This window comes from Streptomyces venezuelae, assembly GCF_008642355.1.
Classification (GTDB): Bacteria; Actinomycetota; Actinomycetes; order Streptomycetales; family Streptomycetaceae; genus Streptomyces; species Streptomyces venezuelae_B.
In genome coordinates this window covers 448,031-469,732 of sequence record NZ_CP029193.1, presented here as the reverse complement: position 1 = coordinate 469,732, position 21,702 = coordinate 448,031, and the positions used below count along the sequence as shown (strand labels likewise).

The window sequence follows — 21,702 nt, the reverse complement described above, 5'->3', positions numbered from 1 at the left end:
GGGGTGCGACCATGGGCGGATGCGAATAGCCGGTACGGTGCGAGTGGTGGTCGCGGCAGCGGCCTGTGGTGTTCTTCTGACGTCCTGCGCGAGCGGAAGCGACGACAGCGCGAAGAAGGGCGGCGCCCGCGCCGACCATGGAAAGGGTCCTCAGGCGGGGGCCGCCGACGCACGGCGCATCCCGGACGTGGGTGACCGGCTTCAGTCCAAGATCCCCGAGGAGTCCCGCCAGGTCGTGGCGGTGTACGGCGACGGTGAGGACTCGGCGAAGTCGACCGTCGTGCTCTACACGAAGTCGGGGCCGAAGGACACCACCTGGGAGAAGGCTCGCAGCTGGCCCGCGCACAACGGGAAGAAGGGCTGGACGACCGACCACCGCGAGAACGACAAGCGCAGCCCGGTCGGCGTGTTCACGCTCACCGACGCGGGCGGCGTCCTCGCGGACCCGGGTGCCAAGTTTCCGTACACGAAATCGTCGTCCATGCAGGCCCCGCACTACTGGCCGAAGACGCACTGGCACGACTTCGACTACGTCATCGCCATCGACTACAACCGCGCCAAGGGAACTCCGCCGAACGACCCGACGCGGCCGCAGGGCCAGGCCAAGGGAGGCAGCATCTGGCTGCACATGGACCACGGCAGCGGTACGTCGGGCTGCGTCAGCCTGTCGAAGCCGGCGATGGAGTACCTGCTCCGCACGCTCGACCCGAAGCAGCATCCGGTCGTGGTCATGGGTGACAGGGCGAATCTGGAGGCGTGAGGTCGGGAGCCGGGAGCCGGGAGCCGGGGGCGCGGGGGCCGAGGTCGGTCCGGAGTTGCACGTGGTGGGCGTGACGCGCGGGCCGCACCATTGCGGTGATCGGCAACTGCCCATAGAAATCCCCCATGAGAAGACGCGTCATGTCCATGCTCGTAGGAGCGGCCCTCGCGGCGAGCACCCTCCTCGGTGCCGGACCAGCGGCGGCCGACACGCCACCGGTGGAATTCGGTGACGACTGGCACGATCCGGTCACCGCCGCGCCGCCCGTGGCGAAACCGCACACCAAGTCCTGCGAAGTGACGGTCGCCGAGGCGCGGTTCAAGGACTTCACCCCGTACAAAGGCGATTACGCGCCTCCGGCGAAGTGCGGCAAGGGCAGTTGGGGCAAGGTGGTGCTCCGCCTGGACGGGAAGGTGAAGGGACGGCAGTACGACCGCCTCGGCTACTTGCGCATAGGCGGGGTCGAAGTGCTGCGCACGTCGACCCCGGAGCCGTCGGTCGACGGCATCACCTGGACCGTGGAGAAGGACGTCACCCGCTACCGCGAGACGCTGAGCCGCGACCAGCAGGTCGAGATGCTCATCGGCAACGTCGTCAACGACACGTACACCGGCGTCATCGACGTCAAGGCGACGCTGACCTTCTACGAGGCGGCCAAACCGACGGCGGCGCCCGACCGTGTCCTCCCTCTCGGGGACGCGAGCGGGGACGGCCGTGACGGTGGCGTCGCCCTCACCACCCCGCGCAACAGCGAACGCATCGTCGCCGAGGTGTACGCCACCGGCTCCGGCGGAGGCTGCGAGGAGTACTGGTACCTGACCGTCCCCGACGCCGCGCCCTACTCCTGCAAAGCCGATCGCGGCCCCTACCGGGAAGTGCAGGTCAAGGTCGACGGACAGCTGGCGGGCATCGCGGCGCCGTTCCCGACCGTCTGGACCGGCGGCTGGTCGAACCCCTTCCTCTGGTACGTGATCCCGGGCCCCCGCGCCTTCGACATCAAGCCCATCGAGTACGACCTGACCCCCTTCGCGGGCGTCCTCAACGACGGCCGTCCGCACCGCGTCGAGGTTTCCGTCGTCGGCGTCCCCGAGGCGCAGACGGGCTGGAGCACGCCCGTCAACGTGCTGGTCTGGCAGGACGAGAAGAGCGACCGTGTCACGGGCAGGCTGACCGGCCACAAGGAGAGCACCCTCAGCAACACGTCGAAGTACACCCCCGGGACGGGCGGCGACGAGCCGCACCGGCTGGACACCGAGGGCGGCCACCGACTGCACGTGTCGGGGTACGTGAACACGTCGCACGGACGGGTCGCGACGACCGTGACCCGCAGCCTCGCCAACACCTCCCTGCACCGCTGGACCGACGGCGAGTCGACGGACGCGCTCAAGGCCACGTGGACGGACCGGGAGACGGTCACCACGGGCCGCCGCGCCGTGCGCAGCGACCGGACGTACACCATGGACGGCACGACGACCCTGGGCGCCGGTGACCGGCTGCGCACGCGGATCTCGCTCGGCGACCGCGCCGAGAGCGTCACGAGGACGGGAGGCAGGCGCACCGGCTGGTCCGTCCTTGACGACCGTTACGACGGTGATGCGACGTACACCGCGAACGTCCCGCGCGATCAGCGGCACGCTGTCGGCACATCCCGGGAGCGCTACCGGCTGGTCGGTGACTCGGGTTGCTACGACCGGACCCTCTCCACCGTCCAGGGAACCCTGACGGAGGACCGCCGGCGCTGCTGACCGGAGACGCCGCCCGGCCCTGTGACGGGCTCGGTGCCACGAACCGCGCCACCGAGCCCGCCCAGGTGCTTATGCCTTCGGCTTCTCCGAGTCCACCCCCGCCCGCTCCTTCTTCCACAGACCGCGCGTGAAGTCGGGGATCGCCTGCGGCGCGCCCTTCGCCTTGATCGACAGATGGCTCAGCGGCACGGGGGCCGTCCAGGTCGCGGCGTCGTACACGTCGAAGTCGGGGACCAGGCCGAGCTGCATGGTCTGCATCAGGCGGAAGATCATGATGTAGTCCATGCCGCCGTGCCCGCCGGGCGGGTTGGAGTGCTCCTTCCACAGCCAGTGGTCGAAGTCGGCGTACTTGGAGAAGTCGGCCCACTGGTCGTTCGTGTGGTCGGGCTCGATGTAGATGCGGGCGGGGTAGTCCTCGAAGACGCCCCGCGTGCCGCCGAGGCTGTTGATCCGGGAGTAGGGGTGCGGGGTGCTGACGTCGTGTTCGAGGCGGATCACCCGGCCCTTCGCCGTCTGGACCAGGCTGATGGTGCGGTCGCTCTCGATGTACGTCTCCTTCCAGCTCGGGTCGCCCGGAGGCATGTGCTCCTTGCGGTACTCGGCGAGGCCGAGGGAGGGCGTGCCGAAACTGGATATGTGCGTGGCGCGGTCACCGCGGTTGACGTCCATGTAGTTGGCGACCGGCCCGAAGCCGTGGTTGGGGTAGAGGTCGCCGCGCAGCCGGGTGTGCCAGAGGCGCCGCCACGGCCCCTCGTAGTAGTCGGGGTCGAACATCAGGCCGCGCAGATCGTGGTTGTACGCGCCCGCGCCGTGCAGCAGGTCGCCGAACTTGCCCGCGTGCGCCATCCGCAGGACGCGCATCTCGTTCCTGCCGTAACAGCAGTTCTCCAGTTGCATGCAGTGCCTGCGGGTGCGCTCGGAGAGGTCGACGAGCTCCCACAGCTCGTCCAGGCGCAGGGCGATGGGACATTCCACGCCGACGTGTTTGCCGTTCAGCATCGCCGACTTGGCCATGGCGAAGTGGAAGTCCCAGGGCGTCGCCACGTACACGAAGTCGATGTCCCCACGCTTGCACAGGTTCTCGTAGTCGTGTTCGCCCTTGGTGTACGTCGCCGGGGCGGGCTGGCCCGCGGCCGTGACCTTCTTCGCCGCGGCGGCGGTCTTCTCCTTGACCGGGTCGCAGAGCGCGACGACGCGCACGCCGGGGATGGCGAGGAACAGATCGATCATGCTGCCGCCGCGGTTGCCGAGCCCGATGATGCCGACCCGGACCGTCGAGCGGCGCTGGAACGGCACGCCGATCATCGTCTTGCCCTTGCGTGCGGGCGCCTCGGCGGTGTCCTTCGCGGCCCCGGCCGCCGCGGTGGCAGCGGAACCGGGGGTGTCGGCGTGCGCCGTGCCGCCCGTGAGGGCGCCGACTCCGAGCCCCGCGCCGGCGAGGCCCGCCGTGCGGAGCACCGCGCGACGCGAGTGGCCGTCATCCGCCCTGCCGCTCTCGGTGGCGTCGTCCGGGGTGGTGCCTTCAGGGTTCGGTGTGACGTTCTCGTCGTGCATCGGACCTCCGTAGCTGAATGGCGGCTGGTCTCTACCACTGGGGCGGAAGCCACCCTGGTAGGGGGTCCGCCCGGGGCGCAAGAGACAGGAGGTGCCGAAGAGTTGGATTTATCGAAGACCCGGCCCGCGCGACCCGTTCAGCCTGAGCCGCCCCGCCCAGGCCCGCCACCGAGCCGCCCCGCCCCTCACGGGCGCGTCGCGCGCTCCAGTTCCAGGAGTACGGAGTAGTAGCCGCGGCCCGTCGCGTGGTCCATGCCCACCTCGCACATGCGGTTCGCGGAAAGGTGCGCGTCGTAGGGACGGGACGTGACCTCCGCGGCCTCCTTGCGCGTGGCCGACTCCGTGAGCTCCTTGTGGAGCATGCCCCGGTCGCCCGCGAAAGCACAGCACCCCGCGTCGTCCGGCACGACCACCTCGTCCGCGCACGCCTCGGCGACCGCCCGGAGCTGCGCCTCGTCGCCGAGGTGCTGCATGGAGCAGGTGGGGTGCAGGACGGCGGAGCCGACCATGCGGCGCACCGTCAGGTGGGGGAGCAGTTCGTCGGCGGCCCAGACGATCGAGTCGACGACGGTGAGCTCCCGGTGCAACTCCCGGTTGTCCGGGGTCAGATACGGCACGACCTCGTGGGCGATGCCGAGCGTGCAGGACGAGGCGTCGACGACCAGGGGCAGGCGGCCGCCCGCCGTCCAGCCCCAGGCCGCCTCGACGATGCGATTGGCCATGACGCGGTTGCCCGCGACGTACCCCTTGGAGTGCCAGATCGTCGCGCAGCACGTCCCCGCGACATCGTCCGGAATCCAAACCGGCTTCCCCGCGCGCGCGGAGACAGCGACCACGGCCTCCGCCAGGGAACGGTCGCCGGGGCTGCCGAAGATGCGGTTGACGCATGCCGGGTAGTAGACGGCTGAGGCGCCCACGCGCGCGGTGCGCGGCAGTCTGCGCGCCGCGGCCCCGGGGATCTGGGGCAGCCACTCGGGGACGAGGTCCGGGCGCACGGCCTTGCGCGCGCCGCGGGTGACCGCGGTGAGCAGCCGGTCACTGATCCGGTCGGCGGCGGCCACCGCGAGCCGCGCCGACGCCTCGACAGCCTTGAAGTTCTTCGCGGCGACAGCGGCCGCCCGCTCCTCGCGAGGCGAGTGCCGCGCGTGCCGGAACTCCTTCATCAGGGCGCCCGTGTCGATGCCCACCGGGCACGCGATGCCGCACGTCGAGTCGCCCGCGCAGGTGTCCACGGCGTCGTACCCGTACGCCTCGACGAGACCGTCCTCCACCGGGGAGCCCGCGGGCTGGCGCATCATCTCGCGGCGCAGCACGATGCGCTGGCGCGGTGTCGTGGTCAAGTCCTCGCTCGGGCACGTCGGTTCACAGAAGCCGCATTCGATGCACGGGTCGGCGATCGGCTCCACGCGTGGGATGGTCTTCAGGCCACGCAGATGCGCCTTCGGGTCCCGGTCCAGGACGACGCGGGGGGCGAGCACCCCGTCCGGGTCGATGACCTGCTTCGTGCGCCACATCAGCTCGGTCGCTTTCGGACCCCACTCCAGCTCCAGGAACGGCGCGAGGTTGCGCCCCGTGGCGTGTTCCGCCTTCAGGGAGCCGTCGAAACGCTCCACGGTCAGACGGCAGAACTCGTCCATGAAGGCGGCATAGCGCTCGACGTCGGCGGGGAGCGCCGCGTCGAAGGCGAGCAGGAAGTGCAGGTTGCCGTGGGCCGCGTGACCCGCGACGGCGGCGTCGAAGCCGTGCCGCGTCTGGAGCTCGAGGAGCGCTTCGCAGGCCTCGGCGAGCCGACCGGGCGGGACCGCGAAATCCTCGGTGATCAGCGTCGTGCCCGGGGGCCGGGAGCCGCCGACGGCGGTGACGAAGGCCTTGCGTGCCTTCCAGTGGCCGCCGATCGTTTTGGCGTCGCGCGTGAACGCGTTGGTCACCGACGGCACGGGCGCGGTCAGGTCCAGTCCTTCCAGGACTTTCGCCGCCGCCGCTTCGTACGCCTCCTGCGCCGCCTCGTCCGGGGCGCGGAACTCGACCAGGAGCGCGGCCGTCGACTTCGGCAGCTCCGCCCAGTCGGCGGGCACCCCCTGGACGCTGACCGACGCCCGCAGAGTGTTGCCGTCCATCAACTCGACGGCGAGCGCGCCCGCGGCGTTGAACAGGGGCACAGCGGCGGCGGCCGCAGGCAGGGACGGGAAGAACAGCAGGGCCGTGCTGGTGTGCCGGTCCAGCGGCAGCGTGTCGAAGACGATCTCGGAGAGGAAGCCGAAGGTGCCCTCGGAGCCGACCATCAGGCCCCGCAGGATCTCCACGGGCGTCGTACCGTCGAGGAACGCGTCGAGTCGGTAACCGTTGGTGTTCTTGATCTCGTACTTCTCGCGGATGCGGGCCACCAGGTGCGGGTCGGCCTCGATCTCACGCTTGATCGCCAGCAGGCCCGCGCACAGGTCGGGCTCCGCGTGCGCCAGTTGTTCGTCCGCATCCGGCTCTGCCGTGTCCACGACCGTCCCCGAGGGCAGGACGACGGTGAGCGAGGCGACCGTGCGGTAGGAGTTGCGGGTGGTTCCCGCCGTCATGCCCGAGGCGTTGTTCGCGACGACGCCGCCGACCGTGCAGGCGATCGCGCTGGCGGGGTCGGGGCCGAGCACACGGCCGAACCGGGAGAGCGTCGCGTTGGCCCGCACGACCGTCGTGCCGGGACCGATGCGCGCCCGCTCGCCCCCGCCGAGCACCTCCACGCCCGACCAGTGCTTGCGCACGTCGACGAGGATGTCCTCACCCTGGGCCTGGCCGTTCAGCGACGTACCGGCCGCGCGGAAGACGACTTCGCGGCCCTTGCCGTGCGCGTACGACAGGACGGCCGACACGTCGTCGATGTCCTCGGGGACGACCACGACCTGAGGCACGAAACGGTAGGGGCTGGCGTCCGAGGCGTACCGCACCAGGTCCGAGACCTTCGTCAGGACCTTGTCCGCGCCGAGCAGTGCGATCAGGTCCGAGCGGAGGGGGTCCGGGGTGCCGCCGCCGCGCTCGTCCGGCACGCGGTCGTGGGCAGGTCCGTCCACGCGCGACGCGGCACCGGGGCGCAGGGCGTCGGGCTCGGGCTCCAGCAGTGGCATGAGCTCTCCTCCAGTTGCGGCGGCGTACCTGCGGACCGGGGTGCGGAGACAGGTCTCAGCAGCGGCGGACGTCCGGCACGTCGAACAGCGCGTTCAGCAGCACGCCCAACTGTGCCCGCTGCTCGGCGTCCAACGGGGCAAGGATGTCCTCCGCGGCGGCGCGGCGCGCGCCGCGCAGCTCGCCCAGGGCCTTGAGTCCCGCGTCGGTGAGCTCGATGCGGATCACCCGGCGGTTGGTGGGATCGGGCGCGCGGCGCACGAGGTCGGCGGCCTCCAGACCGTCGACCAGCGTGGTCACGGCGCGCGGCACGACCTCCAGGCGCTCGGCGAGGTCGGCCATGCGCGGCGGCGTCTCATAGTGAGCGAGGGTGCGCAGGAGGCGGGACTGCGCGGGCGTGATGCCGATCGGCACCAGATGGCGCTTCTGGATCCGCTGCAGCCTGCGGGTCAGCCGCAGCAACTGTTCGGCGAGCAGGCCGTCGGGGTCCGGGGTGTTCATGCGGGAACTTTATCAGGACGTTGTGCATTGTGAGTATAGGTAACAGTGAGCTATGCTCCCTGAGGCATTGTCGTCCGAGAACCCGTAGGAGCCCATGCGTCACGACGAATCCACCTGGACGCCGCAGCCCCCTGCCCCCGGCGAGGAGCCGCAGCCGCGCCAGATGCGCCGCATCCTTCGCCTCTTCCGTCCCTACCGAGGCCGTCTCGCGATCGTGGGCCTGCTGGTCTGCGCCGCCTCGCTCGTCGGGGTCGCCACCCCGTTCCTGCTGAAGGAGATCCTCGACACCGCCCTGCCCCAGGGCCGCACGGGCCTGCTGAGCCTGCTCGCGCTCGGCATGATCCTCAGTGCGGTCGTCACCAGTGTCTTCGGCGTCCTGCAGACCCTGATCAGCACGTCCGTGGGGCAGCGCGTCATGCATGACCTGCGCACCGCGGTGTACGGCAGGTTGCAGAGCATGTCCCTGGCCTTCTTCACCCGCACCCGCACGGGCGAGGTCCAGTCCCGGATCGCCAACGACATCGGCGGCATGCAGGCGACCGTCACCTCCACCGCCACGTCCTTGGTCTCGAACCTCACCAGCGTCATGGCCACCGTCGTCGCGATGCTCGCCCTGGACTGGCGGCTCACCGTCGTCTCGCTCCTGCTGCTCCCGGTGTTCGTGTGGATCAGCCGCCGCGTCGGCCGCGAACGCAAGAAGATCGCCACGCAGCGGCAGAAGCAGATGGCCGTCATGGCCGCGACCGTCACCGAATCGCTCTCCGTCAGCGGCATTCTTCTCGGCCGCACGATGGGGCGCGCCGACTCCCTCACCAAGTCCTTCTCCGACGAATCCGAGCAACTGGTCGACCTGGAGATCCGGTCCAACATGGCGGGCCGCTGGCGCATGGCCGTCATCACCATCGTGATGGCCGCGATGCCCGCCGTCATCTACTGGACCGCGGGCATCGCCTTCCGGATGGGCGGCCCGACCGTCTCCATCGGCACACTCGTCGCCTTCGTCTCGCTCCAGCAGGGCCTCTTCCGTCCGACCGTCAGCCTGCTCTCGACCGGCGTGCAGATCCAGACCTCGCTCGCGCTCTTCCAGCGCATCTTCGAGTATCTCGACCTGTCCGTCGACATCACCGAGCCCGAGCGGCCGGTGCACCTCGACGAGATCAAGGGCGAGGTCCGCTTCGAGGGCGTCGAGTTCCGCTACGACGAGAAGGCGGACCCCACGCTCCAGGACATCGACCTCGTCATACCCGCGGGCGGCAGCCTCGCCGTGGTCGGAGCCACCGGCTCCGGCAAGTCCACGCTGAGTCACCTCGTGCCCAGGCTCTACGACGTCACGGGCGGCCGCGTCACCCTCGACGGCGTCGACGTGCGCGACCTCGACTTCGACACCCTCGCGCGCGCCGTCGGCGTGGTCTCCCAGGAGACGTACCTCTTCCACGCCTCGGTCGCCGACAACCTCCGCTTCGCCAAGCCCGACGCCACCGACGAGGAACTCTTCACCGCCGCCCGCGCCGCGCAGATCCACGACCACATCGCCTCCCTCCCCGAGGGGTACGACACGGTCGTCGGCGAGAGGGGCCACCGCTTCTCCGGCGGCGAGAAGCAGCGCCTCGCCATCGCCCGCACCATCCTGCGCGACCCGCCGGTCCTGATACTCGACGAGGCGACCAGCGCCCTCGACACCCGCACGGAACGCGCCGTGCAGGAGGCCATCGACGCGCTGTCCGCCGGCAGGACCACCCTCACCATCGCCCACCGGCTCTCCACCGTCCGCGGCGCCGACCAGATCGTGGTCCTGGACGCGGGCCGGGTCGCCGAGCGCGGCACCCACGAGGAACTCCTGGGGCGCGACGGCCGTTACGCCGCCCTCGTGCGCAGAGACGCCCAACTGGAGCCCGCGACATGAAAATATGCCAGGAATATGACCATTTGCGGGTTACCGTGCCCGCATGCAGACCAAGACTCCGAGACGCGGAACGATTCGACTGACGCGACGGGGCCGGATCGCCCTGATCGCGGCCGGAGCCGTCGCCGTGGCCGCAGCCGTGACGGTGCCGCTGCTGCTTCCCGACGACGACGAACGGCCCGAGACGCTGACCATCCCCGAGGGGTGGCGTGCCGCCCAGGTGTACGCGGCCGTGGACAAGGCACTCGACGTGCCCGCCGGCACCACGAAGAAGGCACTGCCGAAAGCGAACCTCAAACTCCCCGAAGACGCCGACGGCAACCCCGAGGGTTACCTCTTCCCGGCCACGTATCCGCTCAGCCCGGAGTCGACTCCGGCATCCGTTCTGTCGTACATGGTGAACACGGCCAACAAGAAGTTCGGCGTCGGCCAAGTCACGGCCGGTGCGAACCGGAATGCGCTGAACATCTACCAGAGCGTCACCATTGCGAGCATGATCGAGGCGGAAGCCGGTTCCAAGGAGGAAATGGGCAAGGTCGCCAGGGTCATCTACAACCGTCTCGACCGGGGCATGCCCCTGCAGATGGACTCCACCATCAACTACGCCCTCAACCGCTCGACACTCGCCACCAGCGAACGCGACACGAAGATCAACAGTCCGTACAACACCTATGCACGCATGGGCCTGCCGCCCACGCCGATCGGCAACCCCGGAGAGGAAGCAATGCGGGCGGCGATCAACCCGACTCCGGGGAACTGGCTGTATTTCGTCACCGTGAAACCGGGAGACACGCGTTTCACATCCGACTTCCAGGAACACCAGAAGAACGTGGGGGAGTTCAACAAGGCGAAGTAGCGGGAGGCCGAAAGTGGCATGGGGCCAGGGGGGTCCGCTCGGCCGACACGCCTGCTCCGCCTTGACCTCAACCGTGGTTCAGGTACAACGCTTTTCTCTGAACGTACCGCTCAGTATGCAGGAGGAGCCGACCATGGCCGCACCAATAACTTGTGCTTTTCCCGACGTCCGGCGGGCGGACGCCGGGACGATCCTCGTCAGCTCTTGGACCCTGCCGGCCCCGGGGGTCCAGAAGCAGGCAGCGGACCTGGTGATCGAGGAATGGGAACACCAGGAACGCCCGGACGCCATGCTCTCGTTCACCACCTTCCTCAGCGAGAACGGCCGCGAGGTCCTCAACTACGCGCAGTGGACGGACGACGATTCCCACCGGGAGTGGGCCCGCGCGGCCCGGTGTTCGGAAGACATCAGCAGGGTCGACCGGATGGTGCTCGGCATCGAACGTCCGGGCGAGGTGCGCTACTCCCTCTACCGCAGCTACGCCACCGAGGAGAGAGCGGAGAGCACCCCCGGTGCCCTCGTCACCCCCATCTTCGAGACCGAAGGACCGGACAGTCAGCGCGCGTTCATCGACGGCGTCATTGCGATCCTGGAACGGACCCGGCCGCCGGGGCTTCTCGCGGCCCACTTCCACACGAGCAAGGACGGCCGCAGGGTTCTCAACCACGCCGAGTGGCGGGACATGTCGGCGTGGCGGCGCTTCGCCGAGAGCGGCGGCACGGTCGAACTGGGCATGATGATCGAGGGCCTGGAGGGCGTCACTCCGGCGCCGACCCGACCCAGCGTGCCGCGCTACCTCCCGTACAAGAGCCTGGTGAACGTCGCGGCTCCCTGAGCCGCGGGCCCTCCCGCCTCTTGTGCCGCGTTGAGCGGCGCGAGAGGCTGGCAGCGCGCGACACCGCACGCGCAGCGCGACCACGCACGCGCACCACACGGCACCGCCGCACTCAGCACCGCACCGCACATGGCCCGACCCCGTCCCTGGTCAGTCGATGAAAGGTTCAGGTGCACCGGGAATGAGAATGCCCTCCCGTCGGCGGCAGACAGCGGTGCTGCTCTCCGCCGCGCTGACGGCCACCGGCCTGCTCGCCGTAACCCCGTCCTCCCATGCCGCGCCCGGCTCCTCCGGCGTCGGCGGGGAACTGCGGCTCGCGGGTCGTTCCGAGGTCGCCGTGCCGGACGGTTGGATCGTCGTCCTGAAGGACGCGAAGGCGCTGAACGCCGCCGCCGTGTCCGGCGTGGCACGCGAGCTCGTCGGGCGGGCCGAAGGAGCACGGCTCGGGCACGTGTACCGAGCCGCCCTGCACGGGTTCTCCGCCCGCATGAGCCGGACACAGGCGGGCCGGATCGCCGCCGACCCCCGTGTCGCGTACGTCCGTCAGGACACCCGGGTCCGCGTCGACCGCGCGGGAGAGCAGACCCAGCCCAACGCCCCCTGGGGCCTCGACCGCATCGACCAGCGCCGCCTCCCGCTGTCCACCACGTACACCTACCGCACCACGGCCCCCGGCGTGAGCATCTACATCATCGACAGCGGGCTGCGCACCACCCACGCGGAGTTCGCCGGCCGCGCCTCCGTCGGGACCGACACCGTCGGCGACGGCAGGAACGGCGACGACTGCAACGGGCACGGCACCCATGTGGGCGGCATCGCGGCGGGGAAGACGTACGGCGTGGCCAAGCAGGCCAGACCGGTCGCGGTGCGCGTCCTCGACTGCCAGGGCGCGGGCACCACAGCGGGGGTCGTCGCGGGCGTCGACTGGGTGACGGCGAAGGCCGCGAAACCGGCGGTCGCGAACATGAGCCTCGGCGGGGCCGCCAGCGATGTCCTCGACAGCGCGGTGCGGCGCTCCATACGCTCCGGCGTCACCTACACGGTCGCCGCGGGCAGCTCAGGCCAGGCCGGTGGCGCTTGCACCACCTCACCCTCCCGTGTGCCGGAGACCATCAGCGTCGGCGCGAGCGACCGGAGCGACCGCCGTGCGTCCTCCTCCAACTACGGTTCGTGCGTGTCCCTGTTCGCGCCAGGCGTGCAGATACCTTCCGCCTGGAAGGACAGCGACACCGCGACAGCCACCCTCAGCGGTACGTCGATGGCCACCGGGCACGCCGCAGGCGCGGCCGCACTGCATCTGGCCTTCCGGCCCACGGACACCCCGGCGCAGGTCAAGAAGGGCCTCGTCGAGAACGCCACCACGGGAGTGCTGCAGGGCACCCCGCCCGTCACGCCGGACAAGCTGCTCTACACGCTGTACCTCGGCTAGACGGGGCTCGGGAGCGAGGTCCCGGCCAGCAGTCGCCGAACGTCGCGCACCGCCGCGCGCCCCGCGCGGTTGGCGCCGATCGTGCTGGCCGAGGGTCCGTAGCCGACGAGGTGGATGCGGGGGTCCGCGGCGACCCTCGTGCCCTCCAGGCGGATGCCGCCGCCGGGCTCGCGCAGCCGCAGCGGGGCCAGGTGGTCGACGGCGGGACGGAAGCCGGTCGCCCAGAGGATCACGTCCGCGTCCACGCGGCGGCCGTCGTCCCACTCGACGCCCGACGGCGTGATCCGGTCGAACATCGGCAGCCGGTCGAGGACGCCGTCGGCCCGCGCCTGCCGGATCGCGTCGTTCATGGGCAGCCCCGTCACGGACACCACGCTCCGCGGCGGCAGCCCCTGACGTACGCGCTCCTCGACCATGGCGACGGCCGTGCGCCCCCAGTTCTCGTCGAAGGGCCCCTCGCGGAACACCGGCTCGCTGCGGGTGACCCAGGTGGTCGACGCCGCGTACGGGGCGATCTCCATGAGGTGCTGCGTGCCCGATGCGCCACCGCCGACGACGATCACACGCTGTCCCGCGAACGCCTCGGGCCCCGGGTAGACCGCGGTGTGCAACTGCCGCCCGCGGAACGTGTCCTGACCCGGGTAGCGCGGCCAGAACGGCCGGTCCCAGGTGCCTGTCGCACTGATCAGGGCCCGCGTCGACCAGGTGCCCGCCGACGTCTCGACGAGCAGCCTGCCGCCCTCACCCTCGCGGACTCCGCGCACGTCGACGGGGCGTCGCACGCGCAGGCCGAAACGGAGCTCGTACTCCTCGAAGTACTTCCCGATGATCTCCGACGACGGGCGCGCGGGGTCCGCGCCCGTCAGTTCCATCCCGGGGAGCGCGTGCATGCCGTGCACCTTCCCGTACGTCAGGGAAGGCCACCGGAACTGCCATGCGCCGCCGGGCCGGGGCGCGTGGTCGAGGACCACGAAGTCCCGGTCCGGTTCGTAGCCGACCCGCCGCAGGTGGTAGGCGCTGGACAGGCCCGCCTGCCCGGCGCCGATGACCACCACGTCCACGTCCTGGACCGTCGTTGCGGCGGCCGCGTCTCGTACCCCGATGTCGTTCACGTTTCTACTAACTTCATCGGGGTCCAGGATCTTCCCGGCGGACGGGCGGACGGGCGGGCCGGCCCCGTCTCAGCGGCCTCCCGCGACCAGGAGCGGCGCGCCGCCCGGGGCGGAGGCGGGGCGTCCGTTCGCCGCGGGGACACCGGACAGCGGCGACGCCGGGATCCGTGGCAGCAGCCCGCGCGCGGCCAGCACGGGGATGACGCCCTCGCCGAACCAGTACGCCTCCTCCAGGTGCGGATAGCCGGACAGGACGAAGTGCTCCACGCCGAGCGCGTGGTACTCCTCGATCCGGTCGGCGACATCGGCGTGGCTGCCGACCAGCGCCGTGCCCGCCCCGCCGCGCACCAGGCCGACACCGGCCCACAGGTTCGGCGAGATCTCCAGCTTGTCCCGGGAGCCGCCGTGCAGCGCGAGCATCCGCTGCTGCCCCACCGACTCGCTGCGGCCGAGCGCCTCCTGTGCCGCGGCGATCGTGTCCGGGTCGAGGTCGTCGAGGAGCCGGTTCGCGGTCGCCCACGCGTCGGCGGCCGAGTCGCGGGAGATCGAGTGCAGCCGGATGCCGAACCGGACCGTGCGGCCCTCCTTCTCGGCGAGCCCGCGGATCCAGTCGATCTTCTGCTTCACCTGCTCGGGCGGCTCGCCCCACGTCAGGTACACGTCCGTGTGCCGCGCGGCGACCGGACCCGCCGCGGCCGACGAGCCGCCGAAGAAGATCTCCGGCAGCGGATCCGGCGGCAGCGCGGTGAGGCCGCCGTCGATCCGGAAGTGCTCGCCGCGGAAGTCGAACGGCTTGCCGCCCCACACCCCTCGTACGACGGAGAGGAATTCGTCGGTGCGGGAGTAGCGGCGGTCGTGGTCCAGGTGGTCGCCGAACCTCCGCTGCTCGGTCGAGTCGCCGCCCGTCACCACGTTGAGGAGCAGCCTGCCGCGGGTGATCCGCTGATACGTCGCCGCCATCTGCGCCGCAAGCACGGGGGAGATGACACCCGGGCGGAACGCCACGAGGAACTTGAGCCGCTCCGTGTGCTGCGCGAGCGCGACCGTCGTCAGCCAGGCGTCCTCGCACCACGTGCCGGTCGGTGTGAGCACGGCCTCGAACCCCAGCTGCTCGGCGGCCTTGGCGATCTGGGCCAGATACTCGATGTCGGGCGCGCGCACGCCGCTCACCGGGGTGACGCGGGAGCGGGTGATGCCGCCGTCGGTGTAGGCGTGCCGGTCGACGAGGGTGCGGCCGTCGCCGCCCGTCGGCAGGAACCAGTGCAGGTGGACGTTCATGGTCAGGACTCCTTGCGGTACGAGCGCGGCTCGGTGGTGGAGGGCGGCAGGTCGCCGTTGAAGCGGGTGTCGACGAAGTCGCCGAAGTCGATGCGGCGCGGGATCAGCTTCAAATCGCTGAAGGTGTCCGCGATCTCCTGCTCGGACGCGATGACGTTCTTGTCCACGGCCACCTGGACCCGGGTGCCGTTGGTGCGCTTCACGGCGTCCAGCGCGACGTCGTAGGGAAGGCCGGTGTCCTGGGCCCAGACCTTCGCCCAGGCTTCGGGGTGCTTGTAGACCCAGTCCTGGGCCCTGCGGAGCCGGTCCAGGTAGTCGGAGATCGCCGCGGCCTTCTTCTCGTCGCCGAGGGCGCCGGGCGCCGCCGCCTGGAAGGCGAGGCCGTTCGACAGCCCCTCGCCGTCGGTCAGCACGCGCCCGGTCTTCGCCCGCAGGACCTGCGAGGTGTACGGGTCCCAGACGGCCCAGGCGTCCACCTTGCCGCTGGTGAACGCGGCGAGCGCGTCGGCCGGTTGCAGGTACTTGACCTGTACGTCCTGCAAGCCGAGCCCGGCCCTCTTCAGGGACGCGACCAGATTGAAGTGCGCGGACGAACCCTGCGCCACGGCGACCGACTTGCCCTTGAGCTGCTGCGGCTTCTTCAGCGGAGAGTCGTCCGGCACGAGGATCGTGTCCCCGGCGGCGGCGCCGTGACTGGCCGCCACCACGGTGATCTTCGACCCGGCACCCGCCGCGAAGACGGGCGGGGTGTTCCCGATACCGCCGATGTCGACGGCCTTGGCGTTGATGGCCTCCAGGAGCGGAGGGCCGGACGTGAAGGTCGACCAACGGATCTTGTAATCGAGGTCGTCGAGCTCCCCGGCCGCGCGCAGCACGGCCTCCGAACCCCCCTTCTGATCACCGACATTGAGGGTCAGCGACCCCTTCCCGTCGGTGCCGCCGCCCGAACCGCCGATGGAACTGTCGGCGGACGAGGTGCCGGAGCAGGCGGCGAGGAGCAGAGCGAGGGGGAGCAGTAGGGCGGCGGCGGGGGCGGGGCGTGGTCGTCGCATGGTGGATTGGTTCCGTTCGCTTCGGTACGGGGGATGGGGCCGTTGACCAGTGCTGTAGGGAGCGGGTGCTCAGGCGTCAGGCGGCGGAGGCACCGGCGGTCGCCTCGACGCCGAGGCGTTCGAGCAGCTCCGCGCGGAGCTCGCCGAAACGGGGGTCGGAGATGCCGCGGGGGCGTTCCAGGTCGATCTCCGTCTCGTACGCGATGACGCCGCCGTCCATGACAAGGACCCGGTCGGCGAGGAGCACCGCCTCCTCCACGTCGTGCGTGACGAGGAGCACAGCGCAGCCACGCCGCTGCCACAACTCGTCGACGAGCCGCTGGGCCTTGATGCGGGTGAGCGCGTCGAGCGCGCCGAACGGCTCGTCCAGCAGGAGCAGGTCCGGCTCGCGCACCAGGGCACGGGCCAGCGAGGCGCGCTGGGCCTCGCCGCCGGAGAGGGTCTTGGGCCAGGCGTCGCTGCGGTGCTTCAGACCGACCTCGGCCAGGGCCTGCTCGGCGACGTCCCGGTGGGGCTTTCCCGGCAGCCCGAGCAGCACGTTGCGCCACACCCGCTTCCACGGCATCAGCCGCGGCGCCTGGAACGCGACGGCCCTGCGGCGCGGCACGAGCACGGTGCCCTCGATCTCGCGGTCGAGCCCGGCGAGGATGCGCAGCAGTGTCGACTTGCCGCAGCCGCTGCGGCCGAGCAGCGCCACGAATTCGCCGGGACGCACGTCGAGGTGCAGGTCGTCGATGACGGCACGCCCGTCGAAGGCACGGGTCAGCCCGTCGACATGGACGGCGGAGGACACGGTCGTGGTCACCGGCCGGTGAACGTCGGTCGCCATTGCAGCAGCAGCCTTTCGAGGGTTCGGACGACGAAGTCGGCCGTCAGGCCGAGGAAGGCGTAGACGACCAGGCAGACGACGATCACGTCGGTGCGCAGGAAGTCGCGGGCCTGGACCATGAGGAAACCGAGGCCGGCGTCGGCGTTGACCTGCTCGGCGAAGACGAGGGCGAGCCAGGAGACGCCCAGCGAGTAGCGCAGCCCCGTCATGGCACCGGGCAGCGCGCCCGGCAGGATGACGTGCCGCACGAGCCCCCACCGCGACAGGCCGAGCGACTCCCCGGCCTCGATCAACTGGGCGTCGACGCCCCGGATCCCCGCATACACGTTCAGGTAGAGCGGGAAGGACACCCCGAGCGTGATGATCGCGATCTTCGGCGCCTCGCCGATCCCGAACCAGATGATGAACAGCGGGATCAGTCCGACGAACGGCACGGTGCGCAGCATCTGCACACTGGCGTCCACGAGGTCCTCGCCGATGCGGAAGAGCCCGGAGACGAGGGCGAGCGTCGTCCCGACGAGGGTGCCGAAGACCAGCCCGAGCGCGACGCGCTGCAGGGAGACTCCCATGGCGTTCTGCAGGGACCCGTTCCCGATGAGATCTCCGGCGACACGGGCGACGGTCCCGGGGGAGGCGAGCACGTCACCGGCGAGGACGCCGGTGGAGCTCAGGACCTGCCAGAGTGCGAGCAGCGCGAGCGGTCCCGAGGTGCGGCGCAGCCAGCGGGGGACGCGGGCGCGGCGGGTGGAGGAGGGGACGAGGGCTTGGAGCTGGGGCCCCGGAGGCAGCTCGGATGTGGACTTGGGGGATATATCGGGTGGGGTGGGGTGTGGCGGGGCATGGCTGATGCTCATGAGGGCTCCACGGGGCGAGAGGGGAGGGGAGGGCAGAGGGGGGTTCACCGGTGGCCGGTGCGCGCGTGGCAGGCCGGACGCCGTCAGCGCACGGCACGCCCGCGACACCCGGAGGACACGCACGGGCGCGGGCACACGCCCGGGTGCGCAGGCTCACGGAGGTGCGGACGTACGGACCTGCACGTCCATGGGCCTACGAGGACAGCGCGCGGCACAAAACCAGCAGCGGGAACCGGCGAAGTGACGAGCGCGAAAGCGGGGAAAAGGCGTCAGCGGCCGCGACGACACGCGGAGGAGGCCACCCGCAGCAGGTCGATGTGACCGCGCGTGGTGAGCAGGGCTGAACGCAACATGCCGCAGAACGTAGCCACTTCGGCCACACACGGTCAATGGTGTCTCGAAAGGCGGACTCCCGGTATCAGCGGACGGAAGCCGACGTGAGGGAGGATGGACGCATGCCCGATGTGTTCACCACCCGAGTCCTGCAGGTCACCACCGGATCGACCGAGGTCGTCCGTGACCTCACCGCCGACTGCGAGGCCTTCCTGCGCGAAACGGCCGACGGCCGCGACGGCCTCCTCAACATCTTCGTCCCGCACGCCACGGCGGGCATCGCCGTACTGGAGACGGGGGCGGGCAGCGACGACGACCTGCTGGCCGCGCTGCACACGCTGCTCCCCGCGGACGACCGCTGGCAGCACCGCCACGGCAGCCCGGGTCACGGCCGCGACCACGTGCTCCCCGCCCTGGTCCCGCCCCACGCGACCCTGCCGGTCGTCGACGGCCGCCTGGAACTGGGGACGTGGCAGTCGGTGTGCCTGGTCGACACGAACGTCGACAACCCGGACCGGAAGGTGCGGCTCTCGTTCCTCGGCTGACGGTGCCCCCGTCGTTGACACCGGCGTAGGCGAGCGCCTGCTCATCTGGAGCGCCCGGCAGGTGACCAGGACGGTGTCCGGCGGCGTCGGGCGACTAAGGCCGTGTCCGGCAGTCCGGGCACCGGCCCCGGAACGTCATCTCCGCCGTCAGGACCGTGAAGCCGAAGCGTTCCGCGGAGGGCAGGGCGGTCAGCGGGTCGCCCGCGGGGTGGACGTCGCGGATGGTGCCGCAGTCCGCGCACACCAAGTGCTGGTGCGGACGGTGGGCATTGGGGTCGTAGCGTTTGGCGCGTCCGTCCGTCGTGACCTCGATGACCTCGCCGAGCGAGACGAGTTCGCCGAGGGTGTTGTAGACGGTGGCGCGGGAAATCTCCGGCAGCCTGGCAGTGGCCTGGGCGAGCACCTCGTCGGCGGTCAGGTGGACGTGTTCTCCGGCGAGCACCTCGGCGACCACGCGGCGCTGGGCGGTCATCCGCCAACCGCGTCCGCGGAGCCGTTGCAGCAGGTCACTCATGACCACCAACCCTCACTGTGCAGAGCCCTCAGGAATGAATACGCGTGCGCCTGTCTTCCGTATTGACTTGGATTTCGTCCATCGTAGGATCGGTTCCGGCTGGCAGCCAAGGGTCAGGGCAACGGCAGGGAACCACACGTGACTTCACTGGATCGCCTTACTTCACCGCATCGCCTTCCGTCCCGCGCGTGCACCTGCTCCACCACCCTCAGCTCCTGAGCACCGCGATCCGCCCTCTCCGGAAGGATTCCCCATGACAGAGAACCACGACGCGATCGTCACCGACCCGAAACCGGAGGAGACGGGCGGCTGTCCGGTGGCGCACCGCGCGCCGCACCCGACGCAGGGCGGCGGCAACCGGCAGTGGTGGCCTGAGCGGCTCAACCTGAAGATCCTGGCGAAGAACCCCGCCGTAGCCAACCCCCTCGGCGAGGAGTTCGACTACGCCGAGGCGTTCACGTCCCTCGACCTGCCCGCCGTGAAGCGGGACATCGCCGAGGTGCTCACGACGTCCCAGGACTGGTGGCCCGCCGACTTCGGCACCTACGGCCCGTTCATGATCCGCATGGCGTGGCACAGCGCGGGCACGTACCGCATCAGTGACGGCCGCGGCGGTGCGGGCGCCGGTCAGCAGCGGTTCGCGCCGCTCAACAGCTGGCCGGACAACGCCAGCCTCGACAAGGCCCGCCGTCTGCTGTGGCCGGTCAAGAAGAAGTACGGCCAGTCCCTCTCGTGGGCCGACCTGCTCATCCTCACCGGCAACGTCGCCCTGGAGTCGATGGGCTTCAAGACCTTCGGCTTCGGCGGCGGCCGCGCCGACGTGTGGGAGCCCGACGAGGACGTCTACTGGGGCCCCGAGACCGACTGGCTCGGCGACGAGCGCTATACCGGCGACCGCGAGCTGGAGAACCCGCTCGGCGCGGTCCAGATGGGCCTGATCTACGTCAACCCCGAGGGCCCGAACGGCAATCCGGACCCGATCGCCGCGGCCCGCGACATCCGCGAGACGTTCCGCCGGATGGCGATGAACGACGAGGAGACCGTCGCCCTCATCGCGGGCGGCCACACCTTCGGCAAGACCCACGGCGCGGGCCCGGCCGACGCGGTCGGCGACGACCCCGAGGCCGCGCCCATGGAGCAGATGGGCCTGGGCTGGCGCAGCACGCACGGCACGGGCGTCGGTGCCGACGCGATCACCAGTGGTCTCGAGGGCATCTGGACCGACACCCCCACGACGTGGGACAACAGCTTCTTCGAGATCCTCTTCGGCTACGAGTGGGAGCTGTTCAAGAGCCCCGCGGGCGCGCACCAGTGGCGGCCGAAGGACGGCGCGGGCGCGGGCACCGTGCCCGACGCGTTCGACGCCACGAAGAAGCACGCGCCGACGATGCTCACCACCGACCTGTCGCTCCGCTTCGACCCGGTCTACGAGCAGATCTCGCGCCGCTTCAAGGACGACCCGGACGCGTTCGCGGACGCGTTCGCCCGCGCCTGGTTCAAGCTGACCCACCGCGACATGGGCCCGGTCGTGCGCTACCTCGGCCCGGAGGTCCCGAGCGAGACCTTGGTGTGGCAGGACCCGCTGCCCGAGGCGACGTACGAAAGCATCGATGCCGCGGACGTCACCGCTCTCAAGGAGCGGATCCTCGCCTCGGACCTGTCGGTGTCGCAGCTCGTGTCCACGGCGTGGGCCGCCGCCTCCTCCTTCCGCGGCAGCGACAAGCGCGGCGGCGCCAACGGTGCGCGGATCCGTCTGGAGCCGCAGCGCGGCTGGGAGGTCAACGACCCCGACGAGCTGGCGACGGTCCTCCGCGCCCTGGAGGGCATCCAGGACTCCTTCAACTCCTCCCGCACGGACGGCAAGCAGGTCTCGCTCGCCGACCTGATCGTGCTCGGCGGCAGCGCGGCCGTCGAGCAGGCCGCGAAGGACGCCGGCTTCGCCGTCGAGGTCCCCTTCACTCCGGGCCGCGTCGACGCGTCGCAGGAGCAGACCGACGTGGAGTCCTTCGCCGCGATCGAGCCGCCCGCCGACGGGTTCCGCAACTACGTCGGCAAGGGCAACCGCCTGCCCGCCGAATATCTCCTGCTCGACAAGGCGAACCTGCTGACCCTGAGCGCCCCGGAGATGACGGTCCTCGTCGGCGGTCTGCGTGTCCTCGGCGCGAACCACCGGGGCTCGAAGCACGGTGTCCTCACCACGAGCCCCGGCACCCTCACCAACGACTTCTTCGTCAACCTGCTCGACCTGGGCACGCAGTGGAAGTCGACGTCCGAGGCCCAGGACACGTTCGAGGGCCGCGATGCCTCCGGCACGGTCCGGTGGACCGGCACGCGAGCCGACCTGGTCTTCGGCTCCAACTCCGAACTGCGCGCACTCGCCGAGGTCTACGCGAGCGACGACGCGAAGGAGAAGTTCGTACGGGACTTCGTCGCGGCGTGGGTCAAGGTCATGAACCTCGACCGGTTCGACCTCGCGTGACACACACCGGGTGAC

18 protein-coding genes are annotated in these 21,702 nt (G+C 70.6%); 8 read left to right on the top strand and 10 right to left on the bottom strand.

All coding sequences use genetic code 11. The annotated features are described in order from the left end of the window. The first annotated feature begins 19 nt into the window (after window positions 1-19). Both DEJ47_RS02040 and DEJ47_RS02035 read left to right on the top strand, forming a co-directional pair. Entirely contained in the window at window positions 20-760 is a 741-nt protein-coding gene (locus tag DEJ47_RS02040; protein WP_150164327.1) for a L,D-transpeptidase family protein, read from the top strand. A gap of 125 nt (window positions 761-885) precedes the next feature. Further along, window positions 886-2,505, top strand: coding sequence for a peptide-N4-asparagine amidase (locus DEJ47_RS02035; protein WP_190415229.1), 1,620 nt, complete (start codon window positions 886-888; stop codon window positions 2,503-2,505). Window positions 2,506-2,574: 69 nt separating this feature from the next. Here the strand turns inward: DEJ47_RS02035 and DEJ47_RS02030 are convergent, their stop codons facing one another. From DEJ47_RS02030 to DEJ47_RS02020, 3 genes are all read right to left on the bottom strand, one after another. Next, window positions 2,575-4,059, bottom strand: a complete 1,485-nt coding sequence (locus tag DEJ47_RS02030) for a Gfo/Idh/MocA family protein (RefSeq protein WP_150164323.1) — start codon at window positions 4,057-4,059, stop codon at window positions 2,575-2,577. Between the two features lie 185 nt (window positions 4,060-4,244). Next, the gene (locus DEJ47_RS02025; protein ID WP_150164321.1) at window positions 4,245-7,169 is read right to left on the bottom strand and encodes an FAD-binding and (Fe-S)-binding domain-containing protein; all 2,925 of its coding nucleotides are present in this window, start codon (window positions 7,167-7,169) and stop codon (window positions 4,245-4,247) included. A 55-nt stretch (window positions 7,170-7,224) separates the two neighbouring features. After that, complete coding sequence (locus tag DEJ47_RS02020) at window positions 7,225-7,668, bottom strand: MarR family winged helix-turn-helix transcriptional regulator (RefSeq protein ID WP_150164319.1); 444 nt, start codon at window positions 7,666-7,668, stop codon at window positions 7,225-7,227. 94 nt (window positions 7,669-7,762) lie between these two features. Between DEJ47_RS02020 and DEJ47_RS02015 the strand changes: the two genes are divergently transcribed. The 4 genes from DEJ47_RS02015 to DEJ47_RS02000 all read left to right on the top strand — a co-directional run bounded on the left by DEJ47_RS02015 (window position 7,763) and on the right by DEJ47_RS02000 (window position 12,691). Next, complete coding sequence (locus DEJ47_RS02015) at window positions 7,763-9,571, top strand: ABC transporter ATP-binding protein (RefSeq protein ID WP_150164317.1); 1,809 nt, start codon at window positions 7,763-7,765, stop codon at window positions 9,569-9,571. Between the two features lie 43 nt (window positions 9,572-9,614). Continuing rightward, window positions 9,615-10,427: an endolytic transglycosylase MltG gene (mltG, locus tag DEJ47_RS02010; RefSeq protein WP_150164315.1), complete on the top strand. Its 813-nt coding sequence runs from the start codon at window positions 9,615-9,617 to the stop codon at window positions 10,425-10,427. A 133-nt stretch (window positions 10,428-10,560) separates the two neighbouring features. After that, the gene (locus tag DEJ47_RS02005) at window positions 10,561-11,262 is read left to right on the top strand and encodes an antibiotic biosynthesis monooxygenase (protein ID WP_150164313.1); all 702 of its coding nucleotides are present in this window, start codon (window positions 10,561-10,563) and stop codon (window positions 11,260-11,262) included. A gap of 187 nt (window positions 11,263-11,449) precedes the next feature. Beyond that, window positions 11,450-12,691, top strand: a complete 1,242-nt coding sequence (locus DEJ47_RS02000; RefSeq protein WP_398337850.1) for a S8 family peptidase — start codon at window positions 11,450-11,452, stop codon at window positions 12,689-12,691. On the opposite strand, the gene DEJ47_RS01995 is transcribed toward DEJ47_RS02000, so the two are convergent. The 6 genes from DEJ47_RS01995 to DEJ47_RS37575 all read right to left on the bottom strand — a co-directional run bounded on the left by DEJ47_RS01995 (window position 12,688) and on the right by DEJ47_RS37575 (window position 18,169). Beyond that, complete coding sequence (locus tag DEJ47_RS01995; protein ID WP_150164309.1) at window positions 12,688-13,803, bottom strand: NAD(P)-binding domain-containing protein; 1,116 nt, start codon at window positions 13,801-13,803, stop codon at window positions 12,688-12,690. The two genes, DEJ47_RS02000 and DEJ47_RS01995, sit on opposite strands and share 4 nt — an antisense overlap. Window positions 13,804-13,872: 69 nt before the next feature. Then, window positions 13,873-15,081, bottom strand: coding sequence for an LLM class flavin-dependent oxidoreductase (locus DEJ47_RS01990; RefSeq protein ID WP_150164307.1), 1,209 nt, complete (start codon window positions 15,079-15,081; stop codon window positions 13,873-13,875). 2 nt (window positions 15,082-15,083) lie between these two features. Further along, window positions 15,084-16,133 carry an ABC transporter substrate-binding protein gene (locus DEJ47_RS01985; RefSeq protein ID WP_150164305.1) on the bottom strand — a complete coding sequence of 350 codons (1,050 nt, stop codon included), beginning with the start codon at window positions 16,131-16,133 and terminating at the stop codon, window positions 15,084-15,086. A gap of 76 nt (window positions 16,134-16,209) precedes the next feature. After that, the gene (locus tag DEJ47_RS01980) at window positions 16,210-16,962 is read right to left on the bottom strand and encodes an ABC transporter ATP-binding protein (protein ID WP_150164303.1); all 753 of its coding nucleotides are present in this window, start codon (window positions 16,960-16,962) and stop codon (window positions 16,210-16,212) included. Continuing rightward, complete coding sequence (locus tag DEJ47_RS01975) at window positions 16,935-17,816, bottom strand: ABC transporter permease (RefSeq protein ID WP_150164301.1); 882 nt, start codon at window positions 17,814-17,816, stop codon at window positions 16,935-16,937. Before DEJ47_RS01975 ends, DEJ47_RS01980 begins: the two co-directional genes overlap by 28 nt. Before the next feature lie 269 nt (window positions 17,817-18,085). Next, on the bottom strand, window positions 18,086-18,169 hold the full coding sequence (locus DEJ47_RS37575; RefSeq protein ID WP_362638461.1) for a putative leader peptide: 84 nt from the start codon (window positions 18,167-18,169) through the stop codon (window positions 18,086-18,088). A 102-nt stretch (window positions 18,170-18,271) separates the two neighbouring features. Here DEJ47_RS37575 and DEJ47_RS01970 point away from each other — a divergent pair, with 102 nt between their 5' ends. Next, window positions 18,272-18,694, top strand: coding sequence for a secondary thiamine-phosphate synthase enzyme YjbQ (locus tag DEJ47_RS01970; RefSeq protein WP_150164299.1), 423 nt, complete (start codon window positions 18,272-18,274; stop codon window positions 18,692-18,694). Between the two features lie 94 nt (window positions 18,695-18,788). On the opposite strand, the gene DEJ47_RS01965 is transcribed toward DEJ47_RS01970, so the two are convergent. Then, window positions 18,789-19,208 (bottom strand): Fur family transcriptional regulator, encoded by a 420-nt coding sequence (locus DEJ47_RS01965; protein WP_150164297.1) that lies wholly within the window; start codon window positions 19,206-19,208, stop codon window positions 18,789-18,791. Window positions 19,209-19,461: 253 nt separating this feature from the next. On the opposite strand from DEJ47_RS01965, the gene katG reads away from it, so the two are divergent. Beyond that, on the top strand, window positions 19,462-21,687 hold the full coding sequence (gene katG, locus DEJ47_RS01960) for a catalase/peroxidase HPI (RefSeq protein WP_150164294.1): 2,226 nt from the start codon (window positions 19,462-19,464) through the stop codon (window positions 21,685-21,687). Window positions 21,688-21,702: the final 15 nt, after the last annotated feature.

Coding starts and splice junctions, on each gene's coding strand:
- DEJ47_RS02040 (WP_150164327.1), top strand. CDS start 20: ATGCGAATAGCCGGTACGGTGCGAGTGGTGGTCGCGGCAGCGGCCTGT.
- DEJ47_RS02035 (WP_190415229.1), top strand. CDS start 886: ATGAGAAGACGCGTCATGTCCATGCTCGTAGGAGCGGCCCTCGCGGCG.
- DEJ47_RS02030 (WP_150164323.1), bottom strand. CDS start 4,059: ATGCACGACGAGAACGTCACACCGAACCCTGAAGGCACCACCCCGGAC.
- DEJ47_RS02025 (WP_150164321.1), bottom strand. CDS start 7,169: ATGCCACTGCTGGAGCCCGAGCCCGACGCCCTGCGCCCCGGTGCCGCG.
- DEJ47_RS02020 (WP_150164319.1), bottom strand. CDS start 7,668: ATGAACACCCCGGACCCCGACGGCCTGCTCGCCGAACAGTTGCTGCGG.
- DEJ47_RS02015 (WP_150164317.1), top strand. CDS start 7,763: ATGCGTCACGACGAATCCACCTGGACGCCGCAGCCCCCTGCCCCCGGC.
- mltG (WP_150164315.1), top strand. CDS start 9,615: ATGCAGACCAAGACTCCGAGACGCGGAACGATTCGACTGACGCGACGG.
- DEJ47_RS02005 (WP_150164313.1), top strand. CDS start 10,561: ATGGCCGCACCAATAACTTGTGCTTTTCCCGACGTCCGGCGGGCGGAC.
- DEJ47_RS02000 (WP_398337850.1), top strand. CDS start 11,450: ATGCCCTCCCGTCGGCGGCAGACAGCGGTGCTGCTCTCCGCCGCGCTG.
- DEJ47_RS01990 (WP_150164307.1), bottom strand. CDS start 15,081: ATGAACGTCCACCTGCACTGGTTCCTGCCGACGGGCGGCGACGGCCGC.
- DEJ47_RS01985 (WP_150164305.1), bottom strand. CDS start 16,133: ATGCGACGACCACGCCCCGCCCCCGCCGCCGCCCTACTGCTCCCCCTC.
- DEJ47_RS01980 (WP_150164303.1), bottom strand. CDS start 16,962: ATGGCGACCGACGTTCACCGGCCGGTGACCACGACCGTGTCCTCCGCC.
- DEJ47_RS01975 (WP_150164301.1), bottom strand. CDS start 17,816: ATGAGCATCAGCCATGCCCCGCCACACCCCACCCCACCCGATATATCC.
- DEJ47_RS37575 (WP_362638461.1), bottom strand. CDS start 18,169: ATGTTGCGTTCAGCCCTGCTCACCACGCGCGGTCACATCGACCTGCTG.
- DEJ47_RS01970 (WP_150164299.1), top strand. CDS start 18,272: ATGCCCGATGTGTTCACCACCCGAGTCCTGCAGGTCACCACCGGATCG.
- DEJ47_RS01965 (WP_150164297.1), bottom strand. CDS start 19,208: ATGAGTGACCTGCTGCAACGGCTCCGCGGACGCGGTTGGCGGATGACC.
- katG (WP_150164294.1), top strand. CDS start 19,462: ATGACAGAGAACCACGACGCGATCGTCACCGACCCGAAACCGGAGGAG.